9 protein-coding genes are annotated in these 12,332 nt (G+C 70.9%); 2 read left to right on the top strand and 7 right to left on the bottom strand.

Annotation, left to right across the window (positions count from 1 at the left end):
• Positions 1-20: 20 nt before the first annotated feature.
• Entirely contained in the window at positions 21-782 is a 762-nt protein-coding gene (locus tag AB0F91_RS03505) for an RNA methyltransferase (protein WP_360594372.1), read from the top strand.
• Here AB0F91_RS03505 and AB0F91_RS03500 read toward each other — a convergent pair.
• Complete coding sequence (locus AB0F91_RS03500; RefSeq protein ID WP_360594371.1) at positions 775-1,158, bottom strand: HAD-IA family hydrolase; 384 nt, start codon at positions 1,156-1,158, stop codon at positions 775-777. The two genes, AB0F91_RS03505 and AB0F91_RS03500, sit on opposite strands and share 8 nt — an antisense overlap.
• 165 nt (positions 1,159-1,323) lie before the next feature.
• On the opposite strand from AB0F91_RS03500, the gene AB0F91_RS03495 reads away from it, so the two are divergent.
• Positions 1,324-1,812 carry an Rv3235 family protein gene (locus tag AB0F91_RS03495; RefSeq protein ID WP_360594369.1) on the top strand — a complete coding sequence of 163 codons (489 nt, stop codon included), beginning with the start codon at positions 1,324-1,326 and terminating at the stop codon, positions 1,810-1,812.
• Positions 1,813-1,963: 151 nt separating this feature from the next.
• Here AB0F91_RS03495 and AB0F91_RS03490 read toward each other — a convergent pair whose 3' ends face one another.
• The 6 genes from AB0F91_RS03490 to mtrB form a co-directional block, all read right to left on the bottom strand.
• Positions 1,964-3,172 carry a cytochrome P450 gene (locus tag AB0F91_RS03490; protein ID WP_360594367.1) on the bottom strand — a complete coding sequence of 403 codons (1,209 nt, stop codon included), beginning with the start codon at positions 3,170-3,172 and terminating at the stop codon, positions 1,964-1,966.
• Positions 3,173-3,567: 395 nt separating this feature from the next.
• Positions 3,568-6,474 (bottom strand): preprotein translocase subunit SecA, encoded by a 2,907-nt coding sequence (gene secA / locus AB0F91_RS03485; RefSeq protein ID WP_360594366.1) that lies wholly within the window; start codon positions 6,472-6,474, stop codon positions 3,568-3,570.
• 259 nt (positions 6,475-6,733) lie between these two features.
• Positions 6,734-7,438 (bottom strand): ribosome-associated translation inhibitor RaiA, encoded by a 705-nt coding sequence (gene raiA / locus AB0F91_RS03480; RefSeq protein ID WP_360594364.1) that lies wholly within the window; start codon positions 7,436-7,438, stop codon positions 6,734-6,736.
• 540 nt (positions 7,439-7,978) lie between these two features.
• On the bottom strand, positions 7,979-8,689 hold the full coding sequence (locus tag AB0F91_RS03475; RefSeq protein WP_360594363.1) for a ComF family protein: 711 nt from the start codon (positions 8,687-8,689) through the stop codon (positions 7,979-7,981).
• A gap of 161 nt (positions 8,690-8,850) precedes the next feature.
• Positions 8,851-10,602: an LpqB family beta-propeller domain-containing protein gene (locus AB0F91_RS03470; protein WP_360594361.1), complete on the bottom strand. Its 1,752-nt coding sequence runs from the start codon at positions 10,600-10,602 to the stop codon at positions 8,851-8,853.
• Positions 10,599-12,272: an MtrAB system histidine kinase MtrB gene (gene mtrB / locus AB0F91_RS03465; protein WP_360595137.1), complete on the bottom strand. Its 1,674-nt coding sequence runs from the start codon at positions 12,270-12,272 to the stop codon at positions 10,599-10,601. The genes AB0F91_RS03470 and mtrB overlap by 4 nt, the downstream gene beginning before the upstream one ends.
• Between the last annotated feature and the right edge of the window lie 60 nt (positions 12,273-12,332).

Raw genomic sequence — 12,332 nt, 5'->3', positions numbered from 1 at the left:
ACAGTGCGAGACTGACCGGCGTGGGTGATGAGGCGGAGGTTTCTCCGAAAGACCGGTTCCTGACCGTCTACGGGCGCAAGCCGGTGCTCGAAGCGCTGGCCGACGACGGACTGCAGGTGGACAAGGTCATCCTCGCCGACACCGCCCGCGGCCCGGCCGCCACCGAGATCCAGCGCGCCGCGAGGGACGCCGGGGTGCCGGTGCAGCGAGCGAGCGCCCACCGTGTGAAGGTGCTGGCCGGCAACGGCAAGCAGGACCAAGGCGTGCTGGCCGACGTCGTCGCGCCGCGGATGCGCTCGCTGGCCGCCGCGCTGGACGACCGCCGCCCGCCCGCGCGGGTCCTGCTGCTCGACGGCATCACGACGCCGGCGAACGTCGGCATGATCCTGCGCACGGCCACCGCCGCCGGCCTCGAAGGCGTGATCGTGCCGCGGCGGGGAGTGGCCGCGTTGGACCCGATGGTGGTCAAGGCTTCGGCCGGAGTGGCGTTCCGCGCGCCGGTGCTGCGGTGCGGCAGCGCGCGTGAGGCGGCGGAAATGCTGACTGAAGCGGGATACAGCCTGTACGCGCTGAGTGCGTCGGGTAAGTCGACGGTGTTCGACGTTGCGCTGCCTCAGCGGGCGGCGTTCGTGCTGGGCGGGGAGACCGAAGGTGTGGGGGCGGCGGTGGCCGAGCTGGTGACGGAGTGGGTCTCCATCCCGATGCCTGGCGACGTCGAGTCGCTGAATGTCTCGGCGGCGGCCGCGGTGCTGTCGTTCGAGCTGGTGCGACGGTCTAGCTGAACAGAGCGGCCAGCTCTTCGAGGGTGTCCTCCATCGTGACGTGGTGGATGGCGACCATGCCCGCCTCGGCGGCGCCGCGGACGTTGCGGGCGGCGTCGTCCACGAACGCGCAGGTGGCGGCGGCGAGGCCGAGGCGTTCGGCGGCGACGAGGTAGATCTCGCGGTCGGGTTTGGCGACGCCGACCTCGCCGGAGAAGACCAGGGTGTCGAAGTAGCCGGCCAGCTCGTGGCGGACGGCTGACGTGGCGCCGGGCGCGTTGGACACCAGGCCGGTGCGTTTGCCGCCGGAGCGGATGGCGCGCAGGTAGTCGTAGAGCAGGTGGGCGTCGGGGTCGGTGAGGACGCCGGCGTAGTCGACCAGCAAGCCTTTGAGCACGGGCTCACCCTAGCGATCCGCGTGTGCGGCAACAGGCGTAGCGCATCTTGCGGATCGGAATGGGCGGATTCGCGGAATTCGCCGGATCAGGCGCAGGCGGTCCCGGTTCCGGGTTTGTCCGGGCACTACCTGCAGCGGATCGTCCGCGTTTCAGGGGAGGAACACATGACGACCCACCGCCTCCGGGGCCTCGCGGACAGCGAGCCCGCCGCCCGGCCCCGCCCCGCCCACCGCGTCGCGCGGCGCCGCCCGCAGGTCCGTGACCTGCCACCCGCGGGCCACAACGTGGTGCAGCTCCTGGGACCCCCGAGCGAACGCCAGCTGACCGGTCGCCTCAACGCCATCCTCGAAGTCCTCGGCGGCCGCCGCGCCGCGGCGCAGGTGCAGAACCTCGTCGACCCGGCCCTGTTCGCGCGGCTCCTGACGCACAGCCGCCTGCCGAGCACGCGCCACCGGATCGGGACGCTGCACCTGTGTCAGCCGACGGATCTCGCCCTGGAGGCCGCGACGACCATCCGGAGCGGGCCTCGGGTGCTGGCTCTGGCCGCCCGGTTCAAACGGACGCGGACAGGGTGGGTTTGCACTCGGTTCCACCTGCTGGCACCGCGTCTGGGTCCGGCGCGTGCGGTGCCGGTGCGTCCGTCGGCTGCCTGACGGGACGGGTGTCCCAAACCGCGGGTCACGGCGTCAGCTCGGCGACGGGCTTCTTGGTTTCGCGAGGAGCCCATCGCCGGAATCGGCGACGGGTGGCGACACGGGCAGGAGGGCCGGCGGCCGCTCGAATCGTCGCGTGAACCTCGCGGATTCAGCCGATCGCCACCGGGAATTCGGACAGGCCGCGCATGGTGACGGTCGGGTTCCAGGTCGGGGCGCCGGCCAGGTGGAGGGTGGGCGTGCGGACGGCAAGCTCGCGCAGGGCGGTCTGGCCTTCGAGGCGGGCCAGCGGTGAGCCCAGGCAGAAGTGGATGCCCTGGCCGAAGGCGAGGTGGCGGGAGGGCTCGCGGGTGGGGTCGAAGGTGTCCGGGTCCGGGTGGGTGGCCGGGTCGCGATTGGCGGCGCCGATGAGGACGATGGCCTGGGCGCCGGGGGCGACGTCGGTGCTGCCGACGCGCGTCGGCCGCAGGGCCACGCGGCTGGTGAGCTGCACTGGGGAGTCGTAGCGGAGGACTTCTTCGACGGCGTTGGACGCGAAGGCGCCGTCGTCGCCGAGGGAGCGGAGGCCGGCGGGGGTGGCGAGCAGGGCGAGGACGCCGTTGCCGATGAGGTTGGTGGTGGTTTCGTGGCCGGCAACGAGTAGAAGGGTGAGCGTGACCAGGAGCTCGGCTTCGGTGAGCTTGTCGCCCTGGTCGGTGACGGCCACGAGGTCCGACAGGAGATCTTCGCCGGGGTTGCGGCGGCGTTCGGCGGCCAGTTCGCGGAAGTAGGCGTTGAACTCGCGCCCGGCTTCGCCCGCTTCTTCGAGCACGGAGTCGGCGACGAGGAACGCCGGGTCGAGGGCGCGGGCCAGCGCGTGCGACCACTCGGCGAAGCGCGAACGGTCCGCCATCGGGACGCCGAGCATCTCGCTGATGACCTCGACGGGCAGCGGCGCGGCCAGCGCGGTCATCAGGTCGGCCGAACCGGCGTCGATCAGGTCGGAGATCAGGCGCGCGGTGATGTCCTCGACGCGCGGGCGCAGGCGCTCGACCATCCGCGGCGTGAAGGCCTTCGACACGAGCCGGCGCAGGCGCGTGTGGTCCGGCGGGTTGAGCCCGAGGAACGACACCACCGGCCGGCCCTCGGCGTCGACCAGGTCGTCCGGGTGGCGGGCAGCCGGGTCGAGGACCTCGGGCTCGGGATGCCCGAACGCGGGATCGCGCACGACGTCCGTCGCCTCCCCCAGGCCGCTCACCACGAGGAACCCCGGCGCGATCTCGGCGACGGCCTCCGCCTCGCGCCACTTGCGGTACAGCGGATACGGGTCCGCCTTGTGCTCCGGCGCGAACATCTGCGTGAAGGTTTCCAGGTCAGCCACGGCTCTCCCCCTCGACGGCACCACCGACCACGTTAGGCGCGAACCCGGTTCGCGTCACGTGAAGGCACGCCGCCGGCGCCCGGGCCGCCGACCTCGGCATCGTCCGGACGCCGCTCAGCGCGCCACCCACCGCACCGGGGGCAAACCGGCCCAGCGCGCGAAACGCGCTTCCCTCGCGGCCGGGTAATGCTCACGACGAGTGCTGCCCACACCCGGACAATCGCCCGCCGCAACGTCGGAACGCGGCCCCACCACACAAAAACCGCGTCGGGCGCCCCGGGCCACGCGCGCCGATCCTTCGGCATTGTCCGAACGCGACGCCGCCTGCCACACCCCGTGCAGCACGCAAAAAGGGCGGGCCGCACGAATGCGGCCCGCCCTCCAGGAAACCTGCGTCAGCGACGCGGGCCCTTCTTGCCCTTCTTCGCCTGCGCGCGCTCGGCGGCGCGGCGTTCGCGGCGGGTGTTGCCCGCGCCGGCGGCGTCGGTGCCGGCACTGTCCGAATGGGACTCCACGCCACCGCCCTCGGCGGGGCCGGACATGGTCAGTCCGGATTGGACGCCGCCGCCGACGCCCTTGCCGCGCAGGGCCGATGGAACCGACTCGGTGTCGGTGGTGGGCGGCTGGGGCGGGGTCGGGCGCGAGTGGCGGCCGCTGTCGTCGCCGAAGGAGGCGGCCGCGGCGGCGGTGGCAGACGTGACGCCGGCGGGCAGCGCCGACGGGTCCAGCTGCGGCGCGGGTGCCGGCTCGCTGCGTTCGACCTGGAGGTTGAACAGGAAACCGACGGCCTCCTCCTTCAGCGAGTCGAGCATTGCGCGGAACATGTCGAAGCCCTCGCGCTGGTACTCGATCAGCGGGTCGCGCTGGGCGAGCGCCCGCATGCCGATGCCCTCCTTGAGATAGTCCATCTCGTAGAGGTGCTCACGCCACTTGCGGTCCAGCACGGTGAGCATCACCTGGCGCTCGAGGCGGCGCATCGCGCCCTCCTCGCCCACGAGCTCGTCGATCTCCGCTTCGCGCTTGTTGTACGCGTCGATCGCGTCGTTGACCAGCGCCTCGCGCAGGCCTTCGGCGTCGAGGTCGCCGTTCTCCACCAGGTCGTCCCAGTTCAGGCCGACGGGGTAGAGCGTCTTGAGGGCGGTCCACAGCTGCTCGTGGTCCCAGTCCTCGGCGTAGCCCTCGGAGGTCGCTCCGTCCACGTACGCGCCGACGACGTCCACGAGCATGTGCTCGATCTGCTCGCGCAGGTCCTCACCCTCGAGCACGCGGTGGCGTTCGGCGTAGATCACCTTGCGCTGCTCGTTCATGACCTCGTCGTACTTGAGGACGTTCTTGCGCGTCTCCATGTTGAGCTGCTCGACCTGCGTCTGCGCGCTCTTGATGGCCTTGGAGACCATCTTGTGCTCGATCGGCACATCGTCGGGCAGGCGCATCGTGGTCATCACGCGCTCCACCATCACGGCGTTGAACCGGCGCATGAGGTCGTCGCCCAGCGACAGGTAGAACCGGGACTCGCCCGGGTCGCCCTGACGGCCGGAACGACCGCGCAGCTGGTTGTCGATGCGGCGGGACTCGTGGCGCTCGGTGCCCAGCACGTAGAGACCGCCGGCCTCGCGGACCTGCTCGGCCTCCTCCTTGGCGCCGGCCTTGATCTCCTCGAGCACCTTCGGCCACGCGGCCTCGTACTCCTCGGAGTTCTCGACCGGGTCCAGGCCCTGCTCGCGCAGCTCCTGGTCGGCGATGATGTCCGGGTTGCCGCCCAGCACGATGTCGGTACCGCGGCCGGCCATGTTCGTGGCGACCGTGACCGCGCCCAGCTTGCCGGCGCGCGCGACGATCAGCGCCTCCCGGCCGTGGTACTTCGCGTTCAGCACCTCGTGGGGCACACCCAGCTTCAGCAGCAGCTTCGAGAGGTGCTCGGACTTCTCGACGCTCGTGGTGCCGACCAGCACCGGCTGGCCCTTCTCGTGCCGCTCGGCGATGTCCTCGGCGACGGCCTCGAACTTGGCCTGCTCGGTCTTGTAGATCAGGTCGGCGCGGTCGGCGCGCACCATCGGCCGGTTGGTCGGGATCGGCACCACACCCAGCTTGTAGGTCTGGTGGAACTCCGCGGCCTCGGTCTCGGCCGTACCGGTCATGCCCGCGAGCTTGTTGTACAGGCGGAAGTAGTTCTGCAGCGTGATCGTGGCGAGTGTCTGGTTCTCGGCCTTGATCTCGACCTTCTCCTTGGCCTCGATCGCCTGGTGCATGCCCTCGTTGTAGCGGCGGCCCACCAGGATGCGGCCGGTGAACTCGTCGACGATCGTCACTTCACCGTCGCGGACGATGTAGTCCTTGTCCTTGTTGTAGAGCTCCTTGGCCTTCAACGCGTTGTTCAGGTAGCCGACCAGCGGCGTGTTCGCGGCCTCGTAAAGGTTCTCGATGCCGAGCTGGTCCTCGACGAACCGCACGCCCTTCTCGGTGACCGCCACGGTGCGCTTGCGCACGTCGATCTCGTAGTGGTACTTCGAGTTGATCAGGTTGGCCTTCTCGACGCGCTCGCGCGAGCCCATCGTGGTGGTGTCGATGCCCTGCATCAGCGGTGCGAGGCGGGCGAACTCCATGTACCACCGCGACGACTGGTCCGCCGGGCCCGAGATGATCAGCGGTGTGCGCGCCTCGTCGATGAGGATCGAGTCGACCTCGTCCACGATCGCGTAGTTGTGCCCGCGCTGCACGCACTCGTCGAGCGACCACGTCATGTTGTCGCGCAGGTAGTCGAAGCCGAACTCGTTGTTCGTGCCGTAGGTGACGTCGGCGTTGTAGTGCCGGCGGCGCTCCTGCGGGTCCTGCTCGGCGAGGATCACGCCGACCTCGAGCCCGAGGAAGCGGTGGATGCGGCCCATCCACTCCGCGTCGCGTTTGGCGAGGTAGTCGTTGGTGGTGACGACGTGCACGCCCTTGCCGGACAGCCCGTTGAGGTACGCCGGGAGCACGCAGGTGAGCGTCTTGCCCTCACCGGTCTTCATCTCGGCGACCTGCCCGAGGTGCAACGCGGCGCCACCCATGATCTGCACGTCGTAGGGCCGCTGCCCGAGCACCCGCTTGGCGGCTTCACGGGCGACCGCGAAGGCCTCCGGAAGCAGATCGTCGAGCGACTCACCCTTGCCGTACCGCTCTTTGAACTCGTCGGTCTTCGCCTGCAGTTCGGCGTCCGACAGGTCCTTCACGTCGTCTTCGAGGGTGTTGATGTGATCGGCGATGTTGCGCAGCCGCTTCACCATCTTGCCCTCACCCGCGCGGAGCAGGCGGTTCAGCACCATCCGGTCGACCTCACTAGCTGATCATGATCGCACCCGAGCCGGTCCCGGGCTTGTGGGCACGGCGCGCACTCGTAGTGCGGCGCCGCCGTCTCACCACATCGTAGGGAACACACAGTGGTCCGCGCACGCACGTGCTCGCAGAAGGTCACGAGAGGCCCCTTCGCACCCTACTCCCGGCACGCGGGTGGCCCGCACGCGCTCGCGGGCGGGCCACCCGTGGCGCCGGCCGGCTCCCCCCGGCCGCGCCGGTTCGACGGTCTCAGCCGAGCCGGATCACGCCGTAGTCGAAACCCTTCCGCCGGTACACGACGCTCGGCCGCCCGGACTCGGAGTCGTTGAACAGGTAGAAGTCGTGACCGACCAGCTCCATCTCGTAGAGAGCCTGGTCCACCGACATGGGGTCCGCGTTGTGCTTCTTCTCGCGGACGACGCGGCCGGGCTGGTAGCCCAGATCGTCGTCTTCCCAGCGTTTCTGCTGGGGCAGGGTGATCTCACCGGAGCTGGCGGCCGCGAACCCATCCGTGATCGGTTCAGCCGTGTCCGCGGCGGGTGCCTCCAGCACCGCCGTGCTCGCGGTGGGACGGGCGACGGCGTCCGGCGATCCGCCGGCCATCGCCATCGAGGTCGCCTCGGCGACCGACTCCGGGCGGCTGCGCCCGTAGTGCACGCGCCTCCGGTCGTGTGTCCGCCTCAGCCGGTTCTCCAGCTTCGTGACGGCGGAGTCGAGCGCTGCGTAGAAGTCCGCGGCGCACGCTTCGGCGCGCACGGCCGGACCGCGGCCCTTTCCGGTGATCTCGACGCGCTGGCAGCTCTTCGCCTGCCGGCGGTTCGGCTCGTGGAACAACTCCACGTCGTACCGGATGACCTTCTTGTCGTAGCGCTCAAGACGGGCCAGCTTTTCGCTGACGAGTGCCCGGTAGTGGTCGGGCACCTCCACGTTGCGGCCCTTTACGACGATGTCCATACACGACCTCCCTCGCTGAGATGACTGCGAGCTGTTGTGTGTTCACACGGCGCCGGTAGTGCGGGGACGGAGCCCGGATCTGGCGGGCTGAGAAGAACTCGATGGCCGGTCACGACGTCTCGTGGCGGATGCTCGAGCGCGGACTCAGCGCGCCTCCGACGCCAGGGACATGGGCTGCGCACCTCCCTGCCTGCGGGGATTGCTGATAGCGGAGCACGTTAGCTTCCTCACGCCTCTCGCAACAGCCCCCGGGCCGGGGGATGTCACGAGTCGGGAACCCATTACGGCGCGCAGCGAAACCCCCGTGCGCAGCCCGAAATCCCGCCCCTGACGGCCGGACGCGAGCGATGCATTTTCACGCGTACGGCGCAACGGTGCGGGAGCCCGGAAGCCGAGAGTCACGGCCCGCCGCGCCACAGCCGCCACCCCGGTGGAGTGTTCGGCCGCCCGCGTGATTCCGAGCCAGACCCTCATGTCCCGACAACGGGTGGCCGTCGTGCCGCGTTCCCTGTTGACACCACTCGTGTAGGTGACGTCTGCTCACCCTGCAGCGAGCAACGCGACCACAGCCGACACGGAGACCCCGGCGTCGGCCAGTGCCCGCACGCACGCGGCCGCCGTGGCACCCGTGGTGACCACGTCGTCGAGCACCACGACCCGGCTGCCCGGCGGTGGGCGGCCCGCGGGCACGAACCGCAACCGCCCGGCCAGGTTGGCAACGCGCTCCGCCCGGCTGAGCCCCACGGCGTCGCGGGCGCCCTTCAGCGCGAGAGCGGGGGCGACGACGGCCTCGGTGCCCGCCTGGGCAAGACAGCGCGCAGCGGCCTCGGCGAGACGCTGCACGTGCGGGCCACCACGAAGGCGTGAAGCCGAGCGACGGCTCGGCGCCGGGACGAGGCACCACGGCCCCACGGGCACGAAATCGGCGTCGGCGGTGGAATCCCTGGCAACCACGGGCTTTTCGAGACCGGGACCGGTTCGCGAAGACCCGACGAAGGTCGGCTCATCGAACGGAGGTCCACCGAGTGAGTGTCCCTCGCGGCGCGGGCCGGCGCGGGGCGCACCGGCGCGGGGCAAGGCGGCCAGCGCCGACGCGAGCACCCTGCCGAGTGCCGGCGCGACATCGCGGCGGCCACGCTCCTTGTAGGCGATCAGGACGCGCTTGGCGACGCCCTGGTAACGGGCCAGCGCGTACGCGGGCGCCAGCCCGGCCAGCGGCGCGCGGACCACCTCCGTGAGTGACCCCCACACCCGCGAACACTCCGCACAGCACGGGACACCCCGGGCGCCACAGCCGGCGCAACGGGCGGGGACGAGCAGATCGAGAACCATGACTCGCAGTGTGCACCCGGGCACCGACAGTTTCGGCGTCCCTCAAGGCGCACCCGCCGAAAACGATCGGAAAACCCTCGTCAGCCGGGGTAGAACGGCGTCGCGTTCAGCATCGTGTGGGCCTGGGGCCGCCAGACCTCACCGAGTTCGGTGGCGTTCCACAGCCCGCCCGGGTCGGCCACCACGATGGGCCGGCTGGGCGCCGCCGTGACCGCCGTGACCGGCGCCGTGAGGTTGGAGCTGTTGAACGCGTCCATCCGGCGCCCGTCCACCGAAACTCGCTGCACGGGCTGGGAAGTGGACGACGTCGCGACGACCAGCGTGTCCGCGGTCGAACCCCAGTCGAGGTCCACCACGTCCGACAGTTCCCCCGGCTGGAGTACGCGCGGCTCCCGCAGCGTCACCGTGTCACCGTTGCGCACGACCGCCGCCACGACGAGTTGGCCGTTGACGATCGCCGCCACGCGGGCGCCGTCGCGCGACAGGCGCAGGGCGTCGATGTCGGTGCCGAGCGCGAGCAGGTCGTTGGCGTTCACGCTCTGGCGCAGCCAGTGGCCGTTCGGGTCGAGGACCATGCGGGCGACGATCGAGTGGTCCACCACCGTCCACACCTCGCCCGACGGACCGGCCCCGCTCGACGCGGGCCGCCACGTCGGACGGCTCAGCGAGCCACCGGAGAGGTCCACCAACGGCAGGTCGCGGCCCAGGTCGCCGACGCGCAGCTGCACGCGGCCACCACTGCGCTCCACCACCGCGAGCCGCTTGCCGTCGATCGACTGCGCGGCGCTGACCACGGCGTACCCGCCGTTGCCGGCCGGCCCCGCCACCGGCGCGCCGTCGCCGAGCGAGCGGATGCGCCCGTCCACCGTCATCAGGCCCAGCAGGTCGGCACTCGGCGACGAGGCCGCGCTGTAGGAGGGCACGTCGCTGCTGCGCCAGTACTCGTGGCCGCGCACGAGCGGCTGGCCGTCGGCGAGCAGCCGGACGCGAGTGGACGTCACGGCCTGCATCGACAGCATGATCTGCGCCGCGATCAGCGTTCTCGTCTCCGGACTCGCCCCCGTGAGCCCCGAGAGCTGCACGAGCAACGAGCCGTCGTCGATGTTCTTCACGTTGGTGTCGAGCGTGACCTGGTCGCCCAGCAGGTTCTTCACGGCTCCGGCCAGCCCGGCCGACGGCCCCTGCAGGATCAGGTCCATCACCCGCCCGGGCAGGCCCGACTGCGGTTTCGCGGGCACGTAGCGCAGGTCGGGCACGAAGGCGCCCGAGTCGGGCGAGTAGAAGCTCACGGCGACGCGGATGTAGTTCGCCTCGAAGTCGTCGTCGGTCACCAGCAGCGTGGCGGGGGCGCTGGAGATCCGCCATTGTCCATTGGACTGCTTGCGCACCTGGATCGTCAGCTCGGCCGGACCGGAGCCGGGGATGAACGCGCTGTCGGCGCTCAACGTGCCGAGGGTGAACCCGCGCACCCCCACGTTGCGCACGTTCGGGTCCGGCGGCGTCGACGTGGACGGCGACGGGGGCGGCGTGTCGTAGACGGTGCTGAACGTGTTGTCGATGATCGTGATCGCGCGGCTGGGTTTCCACGCGCTGCGCTGCTGGTCGTCGAGGTACGCGCGCGCGGCCGCGTTGTTGGAGCGCGGGTCGCCGTTGTTCCTGACGAACTCCCGTACCAGCGAGAGCGGGTCGAGGTCGGCCTTCGGTTCCGGCGCGTCGTTCGCGAGCGGCGGCGTCGAGTCCACGGACACGACCAGCGGCTGCGACTCCAGCGGCACGTTGGCGCAGCCGGCGAGCAGCAGCACACAAGCCAGCGCGAGCAGCACTCGCTTCACCGGCCGACCTCCTCGCGGTCGGCGAGGATCGCGTCGGGCGCCGGCTGCACCTCGAGCACCGACGACGGCGACAGCGTGATCTCCGGTGTGGCGTCGGGTGGCGGCAGGCGCAGCGGGTTCTCCTCGATCGGCACGTTCTGGTGGCGGGGCAGCACGAGCCGGAAGCAAGCGCCCTGTCCCAGCTCGCCCCATGCGTCGAGGACGCCGCCGTGCAGCCGCGCGTCCTCCTGGCTGATCGCCAGGCCGAGGCCGGTGCCGCCGGTGCGCCGGTTGCGCGACGGGTCGGCACGCCAGAACCGGTTGAACACCAGGTCGGCCTCGCCCGCGCGCAGGCCGACGCCGTGGTCCCGCACGGTGATGGCCACCGCCGTCTCGTTCACCGCGACCGTGAGCTGCACGGGTTTGCCCTCGCTGTGGTCGACGGCGTTGCCCAGCAGGTTGCGCAGGATCCGCTCCACACGCCGGGCGTCGACCTCGGCGGAGGCGTCTTCCTCGGGCAGGATCAGCTCGACGGAGCTGCCCGCGGTCCCCGCGATCACGCGCACCTGCTCCACCGCGCGCGTGGCGATGGGCCGCACGTCGATGTACTCGGCCGACAGCTCTTCGACGCCGGCGTCGAGCCGGCTGATCTCCAGCAGGTCGCCGAGCAGCGCCTCGAAGCGGTCGAGCTCGTCGACCAGCAGCTCCGTGGACCGCGCGAGCCCGGCGGGGAACTGCTCGCGCGAGGCGTGCAGCACGTCTGCGGCCATGCGGACCGTGGTCAGCGGAGTGCGCAGCTCGTGGGAGACGTCGGAGGTGAACCGGCGCTGCAGCCCACCGAACTCCTCGAGCTGGCGGATCTGGCGCTGGATGCTCGCGGCCATGCCGTTGTACGACACGGCGAGCTTCGCCAGATCGTCTTCCCCGACCACAGCGAGGCGTTGCTCGAGATCCCCGCCCGCGAACTGCTCGGCCGCCGCGGCGGCCTGCCGGACGGGCCGCACCACCTGCCGGACCACCAGGTTCGTGATGCCGGCCAGCAACAGCAGCAGCACGAGCCCGCCCACGAGCAGCGTGTTCTGCACGGTCGACACGGTGTTCTGCTCGCTGGTCAGCGGGAACAGCAAGTACAGCTGCAGCGGGCTCGCCACCGAGCTCAGCGGCGTGCCCACGATGAGGTACGTGGTGTTCGCGTTGTTCTCGGAGACGGTGTGCTCGACCCGCGCGAGGTTGCCGCCTTCCACGAACTGGCGCAGCCGCACCGGAACGGACGTGAACGGCCCCACGAACACCGGGTCGGCGTCGGACTGGTCGCGCCCGACGCTCGCCAGCACCGGCTCGAACGTGCCCGCCGTGGACCCCGTGGGCGACGCCGAAGTCGTGGAGATCTTTTTCAACGCGTTCTCGAGCCGCGTGTGCAGCGCGTCGGGCGACTCGCCGCCGACGCCCACCAGCTCGCGCGCCGCCGTGTCGGCCAGCGCCTGCGTCTGCTCCACGGCGGCCTTGCGCTTCGTGTCGAGCAGGCGCTCGGTGATCTGGTTCTGCAGCACCATGCCCAGCACGAAGACGACGGCGGCAGACAGCGCGAGCGTCGAGATCGTCACGCGGAACTGCAGCGAGTGGCGCCACAGGTCGTTGAACGCCACCACCCGGCGGCGTGCCAAGACCACGAGGCGCCGCACGAGGCGCACCGTGGCTCGGGCGAAAGCGGTCGGCCGTCCCACCTTCGGGTGACTCTTCGTCCCGGCGGG

This window comes from Amycolatopsis sp. NPDC023774 (assembly GCF_040639695.1).
Taxonomy (GTDB): domain Bacteria; phylum Actinomycetota; class Actinomycetes; order Mycobacteriales; family Pseudonocardiaceae; genus Amycolatopsis.
The sequence above is the reverse complement of the archived record's forward strand: the minus strand, read 5'-3'. Positions and strand labels throughout refer to the sequence as shown.